Annotated in this window: 15 protein-coding genes; 7 read left to right on the top strand and 8 right to left on the bottom strand. The window is 65.0% G+C overall.

The annotated features are described in order from the left end of the window. Positions 1-2 precede the first annotated feature (2 nt). From P6U25_RS34550 to P6U25_RS34565, 4 genes are all read left to right on the top strand, one after another. A complete protein-coding gene (locus tag P6U25_RS34550) occupies positions 3-797 on the top strand; it encodes an SURF1 family protein (RefSeq protein WP_407149199.1) in 795 nt (264 codons plus the stop codon). Then, the gene (locus P6U25_RS34555; protein WP_407149200.1) at positions 769-2,160 is read left to right on the top strand and encodes an ATP-binding protein; all 1,392 of its coding nucleotides are present in this window, start codon (positions 769-771) and stop codon (positions 2,158-2,160) included. Before P6U25_RS34550 ends, P6U25_RS34555 begins: the two co-directional genes overlap by 29 nt. Then, complete coding sequence (locus P6U25_RS34560) at positions 2,150-2,686, top strand: response regulator transcription factor (protein ID WP_407149202.1); 537 nt, start codon at positions 2,150-2,152, stop codon at positions 2,684-2,686. The genes P6U25_RS34555 and P6U25_RS34560 overlap by 11 nt, the downstream gene beginning before the upstream one ends. Before the next feature lie 158 nt (positions 2,687-2,844). Beyond that, positions 2,845-3,264 (top strand): hypothetical protein, encoded by a 420-nt coding sequence (locus P6U25_RS34565; RefSeq protein ID WP_407149203.1) that lies wholly within the window; start codon positions 2,845-2,847, stop codon positions 3,262-3,264. Positions 3,265-3,337: 73 nt separating this feature from the next. On the opposite strand, the gene P6U25_RS34570 is transcribed toward P6U25_RS34565, so the two are convergent. From P6U25_RS34570 to P6U25_RS34590, 5 genes are all read right to left on the bottom strand, one after another. Next, positions 3,338-4,348, bottom strand: coding sequence for a CarD family transcriptional regulator (locus P6U25_RS34570; RefSeq protein ID WP_407149204.1), 1,011 nt, complete (start codon positions 4,346-4,348; stop codon positions 3,338-3,340). A 189-nt stretch (positions 4,349-4,537) separates the two neighbouring features. Continuing rightward, positions 4,538-4,876 carry a ferredoxin FdxA gene (gene fdxA / locus P6U25_RS34575; RefSeq protein ID WP_066499798.1) on the bottom strand — a complete coding sequence of 113 codons (339 nt, stop codon included), beginning with the start codon at positions 4,874-4,876 and terminating at the stop codon, positions 4,538-4,540. Between the two features lie 126 nt (positions 4,877-5,002). Next, the gene (locus P6U25_RS34580) at positions 5,003-5,272 is read right to left on the bottom strand and encodes an RNA-binding S4 domain-containing protein (RefSeq protein WP_407149205.1); all 270 of its coding nucleotides are present in this window, start codon (positions 5,270-5,272) and stop codon (positions 5,003-5,005) included. 67 nt (positions 5,273-5,339) lie between these two features. Next, positions 5,340-8,813, bottom strand: a complete 3,474-nt coding sequence (locus P6U25_RS34585; RefSeq protein WP_407149206.1) for a helicase-related protein — start codon at positions 8,811-8,813, stop codon at positions 5,340-5,342. Between the two features lie 732 nt (positions 8,814-9,545). After that, positions 9,546-10,331, bottom strand: coding sequence for a DUF3108 domain-containing protein (locus P6U25_RS34590; protein WP_407152698.1), 786 nt, complete (start codon positions 10,329-10,331; stop codon positions 9,546-9,548). Between the two features lie 444 nt (positions 10,332-10,775). On the opposite strand from P6U25_RS34590, the gene rpmB reads away from it, so the two are divergent. After that, positions 10,776-11,084 (top strand): 50S ribosomal protein L28, encoded by a 309-nt coding sequence (gene rpmB / locus P6U25_RS34595; protein WP_407149207.1) that lies wholly within the window; start codon positions 10,776-10,778, stop codon positions 11,082-11,084. A gap of 197 nt (positions 11,085-11,281) precedes the next feature. Here the strand turns inward: rpmB and P6U25_RS34600 are convergent, their stop codons facing one another. Next, positions 11,282-11,893 carry an OB-fold protein gene (locus tag P6U25_RS34600; RefSeq protein WP_407149208.1) on the bottom strand — a complete coding sequence of 204 codons (612 nt, stop codon included), beginning with the start codon at positions 11,891-11,893 and terminating at the stop codon, positions 11,282-11,284. Positions 11,894-12,685: 792 nt separating this feature from the next. Here P6U25_RS34600 and P6U25_RS34605 point away from each other — a divergent pair. Next, positions 12,686-12,904 carry a hypothetical protein gene (locus P6U25_RS34605; RefSeq protein ID WP_407149209.1) on the top strand — a complete coding sequence of 73 codons (219 nt, stop codon included), beginning with the start codon at positions 12,686-12,688 and terminating at the stop codon, positions 12,902-12,904. Between the two features lie 353 nt (positions 12,905-13,257). Beyond that, positions 13,258-14,463 carry an ABC transporter substrate-binding protein gene (locus P6U25_RS34610; RefSeq protein WP_407149210.1) on the top strand — a complete coding sequence of 402 codons (1,206 nt, stop codon included), beginning with the start codon at positions 13,258-13,260 and terminating at the stop codon, positions 14,461-14,463. Between the two features lie 226 nt (positions 14,464-14,689). Here the strand turns inward: P6U25_RS34610 and P6U25_RS34615 are convergent, their stop codons facing one another. Next, positions 14,690-15,655: an alpha/beta hydrolase gene (locus P6U25_RS34615; RefSeq protein ID WP_407149211.1), complete on the bottom strand. Its 966-nt coding sequence runs from the start codon at positions 15,653-15,655 to the stop codon at positions 14,690-14,692. Between the two features lie 9 nt (positions 15,656-15,664). After that, positions 15,665-17,440 carry a flavin-containing monooxygenase gene (locus tag P6U25_RS34620; protein WP_407149212.1) on the bottom strand — a complete coding sequence of 592 codons (1,776 nt, stop codon included), beginning with the start codon at positions 17,438-17,440 and terminating at the stop codon, positions 15,665-15,667.

A 17,440-nucleotide genomic window follows, 5' to 3' on the forward strand; every position in this document is an offset into this window, starting at 1 on the left:
TGTTGCTCCTCACGCTCGGCATGCTGGGCGTGGTGCTGCTGACCGCGCTCGGGGTCTGGCAGATCGAGCGCAGGGCCTGGAAACTGGCCTTGATCGAGCGGGTCGAGCAGCGCATTCACGCTGCCCCCGCTCCGCTGCCGGCCGCCTCCTCGTGGCCTGCCGTGACGGCCGCCGGTGATGAATACCGCCGCGTCACCGTGACCGGCACCTTCCTGCATGCGGACGAAACCCTGGTCCAGGCCGTGACCGACGACGGTCCCGGCTCCTGGGTGCTGACCCCGCTGCGAAGGACCGACGGAACCACCGTGCTGGTCAACCGCGGTTTTGTGCCCGCCGAGAAGCGCGATCCCGCGACACGGCGCGAGGGCGCTCCGCAAGGCGTGGTGAGCTTCACCGGCCTCCTGCGGATGTCGGAACCGAAGGGCGGCTTTCTGCGCAGCAACGACCCCGCGGCCGGCCGCTGGTACTCGCGCGATGTCGCCGCGATCGCGGCCACGCATGGATTGTCGCAGGTCGCGCCCTTCTTCATCGATGCCGACGCCACCCCGAATCCCGGCGGTTACCCGGTCGGCGGACTCACCGTGGTGCGGTTTCATAACAGCCACCTGATTTACGCACTGACATGGTTCACGCTCGCCTTTATGCTGGCGGTTGCACTGCTGCGCGCTGTGCGCGGCAGGGGTCGCGCCGGCGGCTCCGATCCCCGACGCGCCGCCGTGCGCCGCCTGATCGGCGCAGCACGCAACCTGTCTCGCAACCCAGGCCCAGATGCTCGAGCGCACATCGGATCCGCATGACGACGAAACGGCGGCAGAAGGTGCCGTGACGCCGCCTGCCGGCAGCGCGCCCGCCGGCCTGTCATTCGATCTCACCGCGCCATCGCCGACCGACGCTGCGACCAATCGCAAGAACATGGCGCTGCTGATCCAGTTGCGCTGGACGGCGGTGATCGGCCAGATCGCCACCATCGCCTTTGTCCAGTTTTGGATGGGCATCGACCTGCCGCTGTTGCCGATGGCAGGCGTGATCTGCGGCCTGGTGGCGCTCAATCTCGTCAGCCTGCTCTGGGTCCGCTACCGCGCCGACATCAACAACCGCGAGCTGCTGATCGCGCTGGCGCTCGACGTGGCGGCGCTGACAACCCTGCTCTATCTCAGCGGCGGCGCCACCAATCCCTTCACGTCGCTCTATCTGCTGCAGGTGACGCTCGGCGCGGTGCTGCTCGACGCTCCATCGACCTGGTCGCTGGTGGCGCTGGTCTGCATGAGCTACGCCTGGCTGACCGGCTATTACCAGCCGCTGGCGCTGCCGCACGAAGGATTTGGCGATCCGTTCAGCCGGTATATCGCCGGCACGTTCATCGGCCTCGTGCTCGACGCCGTGCTGCTCGTGGTGTTCGTGACCCGCATCAACCGCAATCTGCGCGACCGCGATGCGCACCTCGCCGCGCTGCGCCAGCATGCCGCCGAGCAGGACCATATCGTGCGGATGGGCCTGCTGGCCTCCGGGGCCGCGCACGAGCTCGGCACGCCGCTCGCCTCGCTCTCGGTCATCCTGAGCGACTGGCGCCGCATGCCCGCGCTCAGCTCCGACCCCGAGCTGTCGCAGGACCTCGGCGAGATGGAGACGTCGCTACAGCGCTGCAAATCGATCGTGACGGGCATCCTGCTGTCGGCCGGCGAGGCGCGCGGCGAAGGCTCCGCGCCGACCACGGTCGCGGCCTTCCTGACCGCGCTGGTGGACGAATGGCGGACGACGCGGCCCTCGGCCACGCTGTATTTCCGCAATGCGTTCGGCGCCGATCTGCCGATCGTGTCGGACATTGCGCTCAAACAGGCGATCTTCAATGTGCTGGACAATGCCGCCGAGGTTTCGCGCGACTGGATCGAACTGATGGCAGAGCGGAAGGACGACACGCTAGTGCTGTCGGTGACCGACCGCGGCCCGGGCTTTCCGCGCGAGATGCTCCCGAACGTCGGCAAGCCCTATCAATCGACCAAGGGCAGCCCCGGCAGCGGCCTCGGCCTGTTCCTGGTCGTCAATGTCGTGCGCAAGCTTGGCGGCGTGGTGACGGCGCGCAACCGGCCCGATATCGGCGCCGCTGTCAGGCTCGAGCTTCCGCTGTCGACGTTAGTGATCGGAGACGAGCTTGACGGATGAACGCCAGCTTCTGATCGTCGAGGACGACGCCGGCTTTGCCCGCACCCTCAAACGATCGTTCGAGCGCCGCGGCTACGGCGTCGTCGTCGCGACCTCGCTCGACGAGGTCCGCCATCTGCTGGAGCAGCAATCGCCCGGCTATGCCGTGATCGACCTCAAGCTCGCCGGCGGCGCCTCCGGTCTTGCCTGCGTGGAAGCGCTACACGCGCACGATCCGGAGATGCTGATCGTGGTGCTGACCGGTTTCGCCAGCATCGCCACTGCGGTAGAGGCCATCAAGCTCGGCGCCTGCCACTATCTGGCCAAGCCTTCCAACACCGACGACATCGAGGCGGCGTTTCAGAAGGCGGCCGGCAACGCCGACATCGAGGTCGGCGCGCGTCCCACCTCGATCAAGACGCTGGAATGGGAGCGCATCCACCAGACCCTGATCGAGACCGATTTCAACATCTCCGAAACCGCCCGCCGCCTCGGCATGCACCGCCGCACGTTGGCGCGCAAGCTCGAGAAGCAGCGGGTGAAGTAGCTGCGGCCCGGCCTAGCCCGGATGGAGCGCAGCGCAATCCGGGATTGACATGTCCACGGACAGAGCAGTCCCGGATTTCGCTTCGCTTCATCCAGGCTACGAATAAAGGGATGCGGGCTCCGTTGCCGCTCATTTCCCGAACGGTGTATAGCAGCGGCATGAGCAGTGCCGACAATCTCTTCCAGCCGAGCCAGGATGACGCCGACGACGCGACCGTCATCGCGGCGGCGATCCGCTGCATCGACGATTTCACCGACCGTTTCAATGCCCGAGATCTCGCCGGCATGGACGCACTGCTGCATTTCCCGCACATCATCCTCTCGGGCGAGCAGCTCGTGGTCTGGGACGCGCCGGGCAACCTGCCAACGTCGTTCTTCGACGACTTGGCGCGCACCACGGGATGGGCAAAGAGCACCTATCAGCGCAAGGATCCTGTGCTGGTCAGTCCGCGCAAGGTTCATCTGCTGGTGCAATACACCCGCGATCGCGCCGACGGATCGGTGGCGAGCCATCATCGCAACCTCTGGATCGTGACGTCGGAGAACGGCCGCTGGGGCATCAAGCAGCGGTCGTACTGAGCGAGTCTCGCTGGAAAAGCAAAAGGCCCGGTCTTTCGACCGGGCCTTCCGTCTGAATTCTGTGGCAAGCGGCTCAGGCGGCCTCGTCGGCCACCGTGGCATCGTCTCCGTCGGAATCGAGATCGTCTCCGTCGGCATCGCCCTCGGCGTCGCCTTCTGCGGCTTCGGCCTTGGCACCGCGGCGCGGGCTCTTGGCGAGCTGGCTCTCGATCTCCTTGACCGCTTCGGTCTCGGTCGAGTGCTGCACCACGGCGATTTCGCGCGACAGGCGGTCGAGCGCCGCTTCATAGAGTTGGCGTTCCGAGTAGGACTGCTCGGGCTGCGATTCCGAGCGATAGAGATCGCGGACCACCTCGGCGATCGCGACGATGTCACCCGAATTGATCTTCGCTTCGTATTCCTGGGCGCGGCGCGACCACATGGTGCGCTTGACGCGGGCGCGGCCCTTCAGCGTCTCCAGCGCCTTCTTGACCAGCGCCGGCTCCGACAGCTTGCGCATGCCGACATTGGCGACCTTCGCGGTCGGAACGCGCAGCGTCATCTTGTCCTTCATGAAATTGATCACGAACAGCTCGAGCTTGGCGCCCGCGATCTCCTGCTCCTCGATGGCCAGGATCTGGCCGACGCCGTGAGCCGGATAGACGACGAATTCATTGGCCTTGAAGCCCTGACGCTGGGTCACGACCTTCTTCTCCTCCACGCGCGGCGCGGCGGCCGGCTTGGCGGCAACCTTCGGAGCAGCGGCGGGAGCGGCAGCCTTTGCGGCAGGCTTGGGCGCGGCGACGGACTTGGGGGCGACCTTGGCAGCAGAGGTCTTCGAAGCTGCCGCTTTCGCGGCAGTCTTGGCAGTCTTTTCTGGCATCACGCTTCTTTTGTTCTTTGAGGACTTTGCGGCCGAAGCCTTCCTGGCATCCTTCACAGGCGCCTTGGCACGGCCCTTGAGTGCGCTGCGAGCAACAACAGCGGCTTTCTTGGTCGTCTTTGAAGCACTCTTTTTACGCGTTTTCTGTGACACAGCCTGCGCGCGGAAACTGCCACGCCCCTGTTCGAGTTTGCGGGAACCTCGAAGCCACAGGATACGCATGGCAGCGGGTTCTTGGCTTGTAATGTGCTCGATATAGCACATTTTCCGCAAAAATCAATGATTTACGCCCGATTCCGGACATAAGTCAGGACCATGCGGTCATATGTCCGTCATTAGGGTTAAATCAGCAGGCCGTCATCGGGCCGGCACGGAGCTTAAGCCCGCGCCTACCGGGGTAGTTCCAGCGAATCAGTCACCGGTTCCGGGGTTCGGAGAAAAATATTTCTCGAACTTGCCCTCTTTGCCTTCCCATTCCTTGGCGTCTTCGGGCGAGTCCTTCTTCTGGGTGATGTTCGGCCAGCTCTTGGCGTAGTCGCGGTTGACCTCGAGCCACTTTTCCAGGCCTGGCTCGGTATCCGGCTTGATGGCGTCCGCCGGGCATTCCGGCTCGCACACGCCGCAATCGATGCATTCGTCAGGATGGATGACCAGCATGTTCTCGCCCTCGTAGAAGCAGTCGACGGGGCAGACCTCAACGCAGTCGGTATATTTGCATTTGATGCAGGCTTCAGTGACGACGTAGGTCATCCAAAACTCCGAAAACGGTCAACTTTTTCAGGGGTTGCCTAGCGCAGGAATACCGCAGCCGCAAGGGAAGCGGGCTCCCAAAGTGCAGGCGTTCCGGCGCTAATCCGAATTGCAGCCCCTAAATAATTACTCCTTGCCGGCTTGCAAATCGTCGTACAGCACGCGCGCCGAGGTGGCATCGCCGCGCCGCTCGGCAAAGCCCGCGACCTTCAGCACCCGGACGCTGTTGTCGAGCGCCACGGTGACGACGTCGCCGAGCTTGACTGCATGCCCCGGCGATCTCTCGCGCACGCCGTTGATGCGAACGTGACCGGATTCGACCAGCGCGGCCGCGCTGGTCCGGGCCTTCACCACCCGCGCGTGCCACAGCCATTTGTCGAGGCGCTGTCGGTCCAAGTGGATTCTTAAGTTTGACGCGCTTTCTTCACGCGAACCGGTCTCCGCTTCGCTTGAAAACGCTTTGCTAGTCCTTGCGGTTGCTCGCGAGCTGTTCCTTCAGCGCGGCGAGCTTTGCGAATGGCGAGTTCGGATCGATCGGCCGGTCCCGCTCGCGCGGCGCGCTCGACGCATAGGGCCGATGCGACGGCCCGCCGTCGCGCTTGTCGCGACCACCCTTGTCACGGCCGAAATCGCGGCCGCCGCGATCCCGATCGCCGCGCTCGCCCTTGCGGTCGCCACCGAACTTGTTGTCGCGGCGGCGCTCGTTGTCGCGATCGCGGCCCTTGCCCTCGAAGCGCTCGCGGCGCTGGTCACGGCCCTCGCGCGGCGCTCCCTCGGCAGGCGCCGCTGACGCATCGGCGGGCGCGCCGGGACGTGGCGTGCGGAAATCCTGGTGGCGGCGCGGCCGGCGATGCTGCTCACGCTTGTCGCCCTCGCCGCCTTCGATGGCCTGTGCACCGCCCTCGGCGGACTTGCCCTGGTGACGGCCACGGCTGCGGTCGTGCCCGCGATGATGCGGACGGCGCTGCTCGTCGGAGCGGCCGCCAGGACGCCAGACTTCCACGAGCTGCGGTTCGGCCGGCGTCTCGGGCGCGGCGGCAGCCTCGACTGCGGCAGCCTCGGCCGGCACAGCTTCGCCAGCCGTGGCCTCGGCGGGTGCTTCGGCAGCCACGACAGGAGCGGCCACCGTTTCGGCGGCGGGCGTGTCGGCCAGCGCCACAGGCTCTGGTGCGGCGTCGGCGACGACGTCGGATGACGCCTCGGCAGCGGCCGGAGCGGCCTCATCGGCCGGGGGAGCGAAGCCGACTTCGGGCAGCAGCGCGGCGGACGGGGCGGGATCGCCGGACACCGGCTGATCGCTGGCGGCATCCGCAGCCGGCGCCTCGGCGCTTGCCTCCACCGGCGTCTCAACGGCAGCGTCCGCGCTCGCCTCGACCGGCGTCTCGGCGGCGATGTCAGTGGTTGCCTCCGCTGGCGTCTCGGCGGCAGCGGCCTCGGTGCTTTCGGCCGGCGCCGGTTCGGCGGGCTTCGGCGGCAGCGGCGGACGGCGGTCCATCCGATAGCCGAGCGCGCGCAGGATCGAGGCGAAATCCTCGCCTGCCGATCCCGTCAGCGAGGTCATCGCCTGGGTCACGACAAAGCCGCGGCCGTCGAATGCGCCGGCCGGCTTCTCGCCCGGCGAGGTCTCACGCCAGGCCAGCGCCGGGCGGATCAGATCGGCCAACCGCTCCAGGATGTCGACGCGCACCGCGCGCTCGCCGCACTGGCGATAGCCGAGCACGCGATAAGCATCGCGTGGCAACGCCTTGTCGACCGGGAACGAGGTGCGGCCGCTGGAGGCCAGATGCTGCACGTTCGACAGCGCGCCCATATCGACATTGTTCTGCTTCTCGGCCCACAGCAGCGAGGCGAGCGAGCGCGCCGCGGGCTTTAAAAGCTGCGGGAAGTAGATGTGATAGGCGCCGAACCGCACGCCGTATTTGCGCAAGGTGGCGCGCGACGGCTGGTCGAGATCCTTCATCTCCGAGGAGATCTTGGCACGCTCGAGCACGCCGAGCGCTTCGACGAGCTGGAAGGCGATGCCGCGGGCGATGCCCTGCAGATCCTCCGCCTTGGCGAGCTCGAACAGCGGGCCGAGCAGCTTCTCGATATGGGTCTTGAGCCAGAGGTCGAGCCGGTTCTGCACGGCTTCGCGCGAGGCGCCGGTCAGTCGCTCGTCGGAAATGATGCGCAGGCGCGGATGCAGCGCGTCGTCGGCCGCGACCAATTTAGCCACCGCATCGCCGGTCCAGCGGATGGTGCCGTCGGAGGTCAGCACGAACTGCTCGTCGGGCGCGGCGCCCAATTTCTCGGCACGCACGTCGATCTCGCGCGCCAGCACCTGCTGCGCGGCAGCCTGCAGGGCCTTGGCGTCGGAGCCGGCTTCGGCGGCGTCGGGCGCAAAGGTGAATCCATCGAGCCGGCCGATCACATGACCTTCCACGATCACTTCGCCGGTTTTGCCAATTTCCGTATTCAAAACTGAGTTCTCCCGCAGGCGGCGCATCAATACACTGGTCCGCCTGTCAACGAAACGCTCTGTGAGCCGTTCATGCAGCGCATCGGATAATTTATTTTCGAGTTCGCGCGTGATCCCCTGCCAATGCTCCGGGTCATACAGCCAGTCCGGCCGGTTGGCGACGAAGGTCCAGGTGCGAATCTGCGCGATTCGGCCCGACAACGTGTCGATATCGCCGTCGGTGCGGTCGGCCTGGTCGACCTGGGCGGCGAACCATGCGTCAGGGATACGCCCCTTTTGCATCAGGAAGCCGTACAGCGTGGTCACGAGTTCGGCATGGGCGGCCGGCGACAGTTTCCGATAGTCCGGGACCTGGCAGGCGTCCCACAGCCGCTCCACGGCGGCCGCGCCATGCGCCATATCGCGCACCTCTGCATCGCGCGCGGCGTGATCGAGCACGCGCTGGTCCTCCGCAACCGGTGCCCGCGTCAGCGTCTCGTGCCCGGGCGGCAGCGCCAGCGACACCTGCAGCGCGCCGAGCGAGGCGAAATCAAGCCTGGCGTTGCGCCATTGCAGCATCTTCACGGCATCGAAGGTGTGGTTCTGCAGCGCGTTCACCAGTTCCGGCTCGAACGGCGCGCAGCGCCCCGTGGTGCCGAAGGTGCCGTTGCGCGTCGCGCGGCCGGCTCTCCCTGCGATCTGCGCGAATTCGGCGGGTGTCAGCCGGCGGAACTGGTAGCCGTCATACTTGCGGTCGGAGGCGAAGGCAACGTGATCGACGTCGAGATTGAGCCCCATGCCGATCGCATCGGTGGCGACGAGATAATCGACGTCGCCGTTCTGGAACATCGCGACCTGCGCATTGCGCGTGCGCGGGGAGAGCGAGCCGAGCACGACCGCCGCACCGCCATGCTGGCGGCGGATCAATTCGGCGATCGCATAGACCTCATCCGCGGAGAACGCGACGATTGCGGTTCGTCGCGGCTGCCGCGTGATCTTGCGGTCGCCGGCGAATTCGAGCTGCGACAATCTCGGCCGCGTCACGATCGAGGCGCCCGGCAGCAGCCGCTCGATGATCGGCCGCATCGTCGCAGCGCCCAGCAGCAGCGTCTCGTCGCGGCCGCGGCGGTTGAGGATGCGATCGGTGAAGACATGGCCGCGCTCGAGATCGGCGGCGATCTGGATCTCGTCGACGGCCAGGAACGAGACGTCGAGATCGCGCGGCATCGCCTCTACGGTCGAGACCCAGAAGCGCGGCGACTTCGGCTTGATCTTCTCCTCGCCGGTGATCAGCGCGACGCTCTCCTCGCCGGCGCGATCGGCGATCTTGTTGTAGACCTCGCGCGCCAGCAGCCGCAGCGGCAGGCCGATCACGCCCGACGAATGCGCCAGCATCCGCTCGATCGCCAGATGCGTCTTGCCGGTGTTGGTCGGCCCGAGAACGGCGGTGACGCCTGCGCCGGGCACGCGGTCATTTCCGAACGAAGTTGAGAAAGCCATATTGTGCAGGTGTTTCTTCTTGCCGCGTGTCGCGCGATGCGCGCCTAGAAAGTCACCTCGCCCCGCTCTTGCGGGGAGAGGTCGGCGCAACGCGCCGGGTGAGGGGGACTATCCGCGCGCCGCGCTCGTGGCGAGGGCCCCTCACCCCGACCCTCGCAGCGTGAGCTTTGCTCGTCGCGCCCCCGCAAGAGCGGGGCGACGGAGAACATGCAGCGCGCTCCTTCAATATCGTCGCTCCAGCGCGATCCAGCAATGCAGCATGAATCACGCGTCCTTTCGCAAAATCCGTCTCACAATGCGACGCTTCTCGCGCCAGATTTAAGCTCCGGAACGAGTTGAGAACGAATCGCGCCCGAATCGCTGACTCCCTTCCAGGCCTGAAACGTTCACCGCAACATCTCGGGCAACTCTCAAGCCGCGGCACTAGATCAAGTTTATATGGGGTCCACAAGCCGGCGTTTCAGGTGCTCGGTTCCTTAAATTGCAGACAACGCCGAGTCGAATCAGAATCGGTCAAGAGTCAACTGGATTCCGGTGCCGGTTGTCGTGTTCCGCAGGTCCTTCCCTGATCGCGCTTCGCTGATCGGACTACAAACTAGACCCGTCATCCTGAGGAGCGCGTCAGCGCGTCTCGAAGGATGAACGGCCCGGCCGGTGGCGTCGTCCTTCGAGACGCGCGCAAGAGCGCGCTCCTCAGGATGACGGTAGACAGTTTCGGCCGCGAAACGATCCTTACTGCGTCTTCGCCACGCGCGGCGGGGCGGCGGCGGTGACGAACGAGGTGGCCTCCAGCATCGCGGGGCCGAGCGGGGTCGGGATCGTCATGCGGAACGGCACCAGGATACGCGTGCCGGCGATCGGCACCAGCGTGATCTCGATGTTGCGCTGGGCGGCGAGATATTTGATGACGGGGCGATCGGGGATGTAGCCCGCGATCGGCACGAAATAGATTGCGCAGACCAGCGCCGGGCCGTGATAGCCGCGCTCGGCCTTTACCGTCTCCAGCCGCTTGTAATCCAGCTTGAGATCGTAACGCATGCGGCCGTCGAACACGCCGGCGGCAGTGCGGCAGCTATCCGGGCTCAACAGCTCGGTATTCCCGGGCACACGCAGCATCGAGCCGGTCATCGGATCGAACACGCCCTTCTTGTGCGCGTCGGTGACCGGGATGCGGTCGGCATCGACAGGCGGCTGCGGCTCGATCGTGGCATCCTTGACGTTGCCATTGGCGAGCACCATCCGGATCGTCTCAGACTTCTTCGAGGTGGTAGTGGTCGCGGTGTACGACGTCGCCACCAGCGCGCCGTTGACGACGCGGCCCTGCGAGGCACCGGTGCCGGTGCCGCCCGTGAAAGCCTTCAGAAGCCCGGCGGTGCCGCCCTGGGCCGAGGCCGAGAACGCGTCGTCGCCGATTTCGATGGTCCAGGAGCCCTTGCCGACCGGGATGCCGGCGAGGGTTGCTTCATACTGCGCATCGAGCCGCCCCTGGGCCTTGGCGGCCTCGGAGCCGAACAGCATGAATGCGCCGGCCAACAGGCCGAGCAGCCACCCGGAGGGCGGCAAAATGGCAATCGGGGTAGTCACTTACCTGACGGTCCTGCTATCGGCGCTCGATCGTGTCATTTAGGCAGACAAATTGGCCAGACAACGCGTGTTTCCGCAAAAGAGGGCGCCGCCTTGCGCCCGAACACGCCTCGTCAAACCCGCGCGCGTCTTTATGGAACCAGAATTGCAGCCGAATACGCCCTTTATATGGTTGCCATCTCAGGCGTTAAGTGGCTGGAACGGCTTATGAACCGGCAATTTCCGGGGCGCCCATGCGGCGATATAATCTTGACGCTTTCGCGATCTGCCCCTATACACCCGCGGTTCCTGGAAAATGGACGCGAATTCAAAACCCCCGCGCGGGCCGTGTGATTGCACGCCCGATCAAGAGGCGGGGATGGAAAAGGATTTTGTAAGATGTCCCGGCGCTGCGAACTGACGGCCAAGGGCCCCCAGGTGGGCCACAAGGTGAGCCACTCGAACATCAAGACCAAGCGGCGCTTCCTGCCGAACCTGGCCAACATCACCTTCATCTCGGAGGCGCTCGGCCGCAACGTGCGCCTGCGCGTCTCGACCAGCGCGATCAAGAGCGTCGACCACAATGGCGGCCTCGACGCTTACCTGTTGAAGGCCAAGGCCGACGTGCTCTCGCCCCGCGCCCTCGAACTCAAGCGCGCGATCGAGAAGAAGGTCGGCAAGCCCGCGCCGGTGAAGAAGGCGAGCTGAGCGCGGTTAGACGCGGAATTCGCGGGAAGAGAGTTTTGAACGGCCGGGTCGGATGACCCGGCCGTTTTTGTTTTCCGCCATTTTTGCTTTTAGGGATCGTTGAAGCAGAGGCGATTCAATCAACGCTCGCCTTCGAGTGGTGGTGATAAGTTTTTGGACGCATCGACGATACCCATCGTCGCGACTTCCGAACCTCCTCAGTCCATCAGCACGCAGCCCTTGCCTGACGGCGCCCCCATGAATCGTCCCATGGTCTCGCATCGGAATGTTGCGGCTTGTCCCTTATGCAGGCGCGCCATCTTGTCGGTCTCGGAGCTGATCGGCCGCACGCTCGCAGACATGAACTGATTGGGCGTCTGGAGTTCGACGTAGACGTTATCGAAGAAGTCCTTGTTGATGGCCGCGACCTTCCCGTTGATTTCGACGATCTTCCCCTTGAGGCGCAAGTCAGTTGCAACCTCGTTGCGATCGTACTCACGGAACAGACCCATGGCCGAGACCCTGACGACCTCGACCTGCTCTCCGCGGACGAAACTTCGATGGAGGTCCGTGGTGCGCTCCTGCATCGGTGACGGCAACGGCTGGGGCGACGTCTCGCTTGATCGGTCCGGCTGAGATCGGGGTATCGCAACGCTTTGTCCAACGACAGCGGCTTGCATCGGCTTCGATTCGACCAGCGTTGGCTCGGCTTCGTCTCGCAGAAAGACGAGAATGACGCAGGCAACAAACGCCGCGGCGATAGCCTTCTGGCGGCTGTTCGAACCCAGGAAGCGGGGCGGCGCGAAGATTGAAAACAGGCTCGCGAACAACAGAATGCTGACAACTAACTTTAGAACCACAATCGTCTCGTCTCTTTTTCTTGTTAAGGCGAGCTACTACTGTGTGGACTTCCTGATTCACAATTCGCCTTTCGGAGATGCGAATATTGGTTCGGCTTCTCCTCTCCCGCTCGCGGAGTAATCCGACGCCAAATTCGTCGAATGGAGGAGAGTCTCGACACGACGGGCGTCGCGTACGGAGGCCTCATCCAGCCACCGCGCGTCGCGGCGCGCCGCCGTGAATGCGCGCGACGACGGAAGCGGCGAAGGATAATTTGCTTCGAGTCGTTGCGCGCGCAGCAAGGCGATCCATCGCGGAGGCAAATCAGAGATGGATTGTCTTTGCGGGCTCGCTTCCGCCTTCGCCGAGGCATCGATGGACTAATTTGCGGGAAAAGCTGGCAGGAGAAGTTCGCCTGCGACGAACCCTACTGCTGACAGGTCCCGCCATGATGGCCGTGCGAGCGCTGAGAGCGGCGCCCAGTGAAAGAAGAGTTAACGAGAAATGCCTTTAAACAAAGAAGATTTCAAAGGTTAAAGCTCGCATCACGCGCGCATGAGGCGCATGCAAAACGCCGCGATCTCTTTCATAAATTTGTAGTCTAACGAGACGCTCAACCACGCTCGCGATTCGGCGCGGCACCCTCCGCAACACTAGCGGGACCGTGAAGAGGATCACGGTCGGCACAACTCATCGTGAGGCGCGTGCGCCGCACCCTTGGGAAGAAGCCGGGCCCCACCTAGATCGTAGCTTAAGAACGACCCACGCAAAGGAATTGGTAAATGCAAGTTCGCGCATCCGACACGCGCGGAAGACTGGTGCCTGCGCTCGCGTCCGCCGCCGTGGCGGTGCTGGCAACGGCCGCGCTGTTCATCCTCGAATTCAACCCGCCCCGCAATGTGCGCGTGGGCGACCCCGGCATGATCACCACCGCCGCGGCCAGCCGCGCCGGCGCCATCGTGCTGCCGACCGATCCGGAGACGACGGGGAGCGTGCGGTAGGGCGAGAGGGTTTCCCTCTCCCCGTGCTTCACGGGGAGAGGGTCAGGGTGAGGGGCATCTCTCCACAAGTGAGCTTGCGGACGTACCTGTACCCCCTCACCCGGATCGCATGTCCGCTACGCTCCATGCGATCCGACCTCTCCCCGCAAGCGGGGCGAGGTAAGTAGAGCGACATTCCGCTTAACGGCAGGCAATAGCGGCCGGCATCCCGCTTCGCGGAGGCAACGGTAACTGGCTGCATTGCAGCCGCATTTTCGCATCCCTGCCCCAGCTTCTCGCCACAAGCCTGATCCGCGCGGCCTGCGTAAGCTCTCCCTTGCGAACAACAATAAACGCAAAAGGGAGGCTCTCGAATGATGTGGAAGGCCATCACGGTCGCGGCGGCGATTGCGCTCGCGGCACAGGCGCAGGCTGCCGAGAAGAAATACGGCACCGGCGCCAGCGACACCGAGATCAAGCTCGGCCAGACCTCGCCATTCTCGGGCGCGGCATCGGCCTACAGCGTGATCGCGAAGACGCAGGCCGCCTATTTCAGGATGATCAACGACCAGGGCGGCGTGAACGGACGCAAGATCAGCCTGATCACGCTCGACGACGGCTACTCGCCGCCGAAGACGGTGGAGCAGACCCGTAAGCTGGTGGAGCAGGAGGAGGTCGCCGCGATCCTCAATCCGCTGGGTACGCCGACCGGCCTTGCGGTGCGCAAATATCTCAACGACAAGAAGGTGCCGCAGCTCTTCGTCGGCGCCGGCGCCACGCTGTGGGGCGACTACGCGCATTATCCGTGGACGATCGGCTTCCAGCCGTCGTACCAGGCCGAGACCGCGGTCTATGCGAAATATGTGCTGGCCAACAAGCCGGACGCCAAGATCGCGCTGTTCTACCAGAACGACGACGCCGGCAAGGACTACGGCAACGGCTTCAAGAAGGGGCTGGGGCCGGAGAACACCGCGAAGATGGTGGTGGCGGAAGCGACCTATGAATCGACCGACCCGACGGTCGACAGCCAGATCGTGAAGCTGAAATCGTCAGGCGCCAACGTGCTGTTCATGCACGCGATCCCCAAGCAGGCGGCGCAGGCGATCAAGAAGATCGGCGAGATCGGCTGGAAGCCCGACATGTTCTTCCTCGCGGCGACCTCGACCTCAGTGTCCTCGGTGCTGAAGCCGGCCGGCTTCGAATACTCCAAGGGCATCATCTCGTCCTACTCGCTGAAGGATCCCAACGATCCGCAGTGGAAGGCGGACCCGGACGTGATCGCCTGGCAGGACTTCATGAAGACATACTTCCCGGACGGCAATCTGCAGGACCAGCTCATCGTCTACGGCTATGTGGTGGCGGAGGCGACCGTGCAGGTGCTGAAGCAGTGCGGCGACGACCTGACCCACGAGAACATCATGAAGCAGGCCGCCAACCTCGACACCACGCTGCCGATGCTGCTGCCCGGCATCAAGATCAAGACCTCGCCGACCGACTACTTCCCGATTCAGGCGATGCGGCTGCAGAAGTTCAACGGCGAGACCTGGGAGCTGTTCGGCGACACCATCGGGAATGATTGAGGGGGCGAAGGGAAATTTGCGGAACGCAAAACCATCCACGCCAGGATTGTCGTCCCTGCGAAAGCAGGGACCCATAACCACAGAATGTCGGTGTGGTACGACGCCGGGGCCACAGCCCGTTGCAACAACACGCTGCGGTGGTTATGGGTCCCGGCTCGCGCTTCGCTTGGCCGGGACGACGAGGAGGTTAGACTTCCCCGACAACAACGGCCGGGACGCGAGGAAGCTAAGAAACTCCCCGCTCCAGCAGCAGCTTGAAATCGGCCCGCGCGCGGCGCGCTTCGGCGCGGGCGACATCCGAGGTGTCGCCGAGGCCGAAATAGCCGTGGATCAGGCCTTCGCCGGAGTGATACGCGACCGGCACGCCCGCGGCCTTAAGCGCCTTGGCGTAGGCGTGGCCCTCATCGCGCAGCGGGTCGAACCAGGCTGTCGTGACCACGGCCGGCGCGACGCCCTTGAGGCTGGTCGCGCGCAGCGGCGAGACCCGCCAGTCGGCGCCGTCGGCCTTGTCTGCGAGATAATGTCCGCAGAACCACTCCATCACCGCGCGCGACAGGAAGTATCCTTCCGCATTCTCGGCGCGCGACGGAAACCTGGCATTCTCCGCGGCATCGGCGAAATTGCCGACGAGATCGGTGACGGGATAGACCAGCAATTGCCCGGCGAGCTTGATGCCGGCATCGCGGCAGGCGAGCGCAGTGGTCGCGGCGAGATTGCCGCCGGCGGAATCGCCGGCGACGCCGACGCGCTGCGGATCGCCGCCGAATTCATCGAGCCGCGCGATCACGTCGCGGATAGCGGCAAACGCATCCTCGAACGCGCCGGGAAAGCGCGTCTCCGGCGGGCGGCGGTAATCGACCGAGATCACCACGGCACCGGTCTCGATCACCAGGTTGCGCGCCTGGCGGTCATGGGTCTCGAGATCGCCGGCGACCCAGCCGCCACCATGAAAGAAGATCACGGTCGGCGCGCGTCCGCTGCCGTTGCGATAAAGCCGCGCAGCGAGCTTGCCCGCGGCGCCCTCGACCTCGATGTCGCGCGCCACATCGACCGGCGGCGGCGGCACCGCCGCGCGCTGCGCCGCCAGCGCTCGCAGCGAATCGCGCGCGCTCTGCGGCGTCATGGTGGCGGGGTCGCGCAGCGGCAGCAGCGGAATGATCTTCTCAATGACGGGATCGAGGGGCAGTGGCATTGATGTCCTTCAGGTCAGGTGCTTGGAAAGGGTGCCGGCCTCGATCGCGGCGATTTGCAGCGCGATGAAGCGGCTATAGATGCGGGCTTGCGAGAACGCGCCGCCGGTGAACCAGAGGCCGGGCTGACCCGTGCGCGTCCACATGTTGCGGAGCTCTTGCGTGGTGTCGTCGAAGCCCCAGACGCGGCCGACGCGCCTTGCGACGTCGTCGCCGAACAGCTTCGCGAGCAGGTGATCGAGGCCCTTGTAGCCGGTCGCCAGCACGAACAGTTCGGCGTTCAATTGAGAGCCGTCCTTCAGCGCGAGACCATCGGCCGTGAAGCCTGTGATGTCGGCGGCCTGGATCAGGCGGACCTTGCCATCGGCGATCAGTTCGGAGCAGCCGACGTTGAAATAATAACCGCCGCCGCGCGAGCGGAATTTCAGCGGCCAGCCGGTGCCGTCCTCACCGAATTCGAGCCGGAAGCCGGCGCGCTCCAGCCGCGACAGCAACGGCGCGTCGAGCCGCTTCACCTCGTCGGTGATGAGCTTGTGCGCGATCTTCATCACCGGCAACGGCACGCCGGAATTGAGGATGTCGCGCACCTCGATCGGCGGGCCGTCGCCGAGATAGGTCCTGTCGTAGAGCTGCGCAGGCTCGACATTGACGACCATGGTCGGGCTGCGCTGCACCATGGTGACATCGGCGCCCGCGGCATGCAGCTCCTGACAGATGTCATGCGCGCTGGTGCCGGTGCCGAACACGACGACCGACCGATCCGACCATTCGCGGCCGGCGGCAAATCTACTGGAATGCAGCACCCGGCCCTTGAACTGCTCGATGTCGGAAATCTCAGGGATGTTCGGTGTGCCGCTGACGCTGGTGGCGAGCACGATGTGCTTCGGATGCAGTGTGCGCGCGCCGTCCGTTCGCTGCAGCGTCACGGTCCAGCGCTGCGCGGTCTCGTCATAGGCAGCACCTTCGAACTTGGTCTCGGTCCAGAAATCGAGCTCCATGATGTCGACATAGCTTTCCAGCCAGTTCGCGATCTTGTCCTTCGGGATGTAGTCCGGAAAGGTCTGCGGGAACGGCAGATAGCGGAAGTGGTTGACCGGCGTCTTGTTGTGCAGCTTCAGCCCGCGATAGCGCAGCCGCCAATTGTCGCCGATGCGCCGCGCGCGATCGACGATCAGCACGTCGAGCCCGATCCGCTTGCACTCGGTGGCGGCCGCGATGCCGGCATGGCCACCGCCGACGATCAGTACGTCGGGCTCGCGATCGGCGTAAGCGCGCGAGGCGTGCCGCTGCTCGAGCCAATCGGGCGCCGCGAAGTCGCGGGCGTGGATGCTGTCGGCTGCTCTTGCGCCACGAGCGTCGCAGATCGAATCGAAGTCGAGCATGGTCGAGAACGTCCACGCCACGGAATGTCCGTTGGCACCGGGCAGCAGACGAACAGCGCCGGTGCCGGGGCCATGCGAGGTGTCGAAGGTGAAGACGGCCTCGATAACCTCACGTCCGGCCACGACAGCGTGCCGCGGTATCAACGCACGGTCGTCGATGCGAAATCCCGCGGCGTGGGCTTTGGCGGCGCGCTGGGAGAGCTCAGGGGCGACACTGTGCCGGCCGCTAAAGGTCGCAAACAGCCAAGAGATCCCGAAGATGTTGCGCCAATGGCCGTCGGGCGCGAACAGCACGGCGAGATCGTCAGCAGAGCCTGCGGCAAGCGCGGCGTTGAGGGCGGCGATCCAGTCGGCCGCGACGATGTCGGGCGTTTCCTCTCGAGCCGGCTTCAGTGTGTCCAGCAT

It is taken from the genome of Bradyrhizobium sp. ORS 86 (assembly GCF_045571475.1).
Classification (GTDB): Bacteria; Pseudomonadota; Alphaproteobacteria; order Rhizobiales; family Xanthobacteraceae; genus Bradyrhizobium.

Coding starts and splice junctions, on each gene's coding strand:
- P6U25_RS34555 (WP_407149200.1), top strand. CDS start 769: ATGCTCGAGCGCACATCGGATCCGCATGACGACGAAACGGCGGCAGAA.
- P6U25_RS34565 (WP_407149203.1), top strand. CDS start 2,845: ATGAGCAGTGCCGACAATCTCTTCCAGCCGAGCCAGGATGACGCCGAC.
- P6U25_RS34570 (WP_407149204.1), bottom strand. CDS start 4,348: ATGCGTATCCTGTGGCTTCGAGGTTCCCGCAAACTCGAACAGGGGCGT.
- fdxA (WP_066499798.1), bottom strand. CDS start 4,876: ATGACCTACGTCGTCACTGAAGCCTGCATCAAATGCAAATATACCGAC.
- P6U25_RS34585 (WP_407149206.1), bottom strand. CDS start 8,813: ATGGCTTTCTCAACTTCGTTCGGAAATGACCGCGTGCCCGGCGCAGGC.
- P6U25_RS34590 (WP_407152698.1), bottom strand. CDS start 10,331: ATGCTGTTCGGCTCCGAGGCCGCCAAGGCCCAGGGGCGGCTCGATGCG.
- rpmB (WP_407149207.1), top strand. CDS start 10,776: ATGTCCCGGCGCTGCGAACTGACGGCCAAGGGCCCCCAGGTGGGCCAC.
- P6U25_RS34605 (WP_407149209.1), top strand. CDS start 12,686: ATGCAAGTTCGCGCATCCGACACGCGCGGAAGACTGGTGCCTGCGCTC.
- P6U25_RS34610 (WP_407149210.1), top strand. CDS start 13,258: ATGATGTGGAAGGCCATCACGGTCGCGGCGGCGATTGCGCTCGCGGCA.
- P6U25_RS34615 (WP_407149211.1), bottom strand. CDS start 15,655: ATGCCACTGCCCCTCGATCCCGTCATTGAGAAGATCATTCCGCTGCTG.
- P6U25_RS34620 (WP_407149212.1), bottom strand. CDS start 17,440: ATGCTGGACACACTGAAGCCGGCTCGAGAGGAAACGCCCGACATCGTC.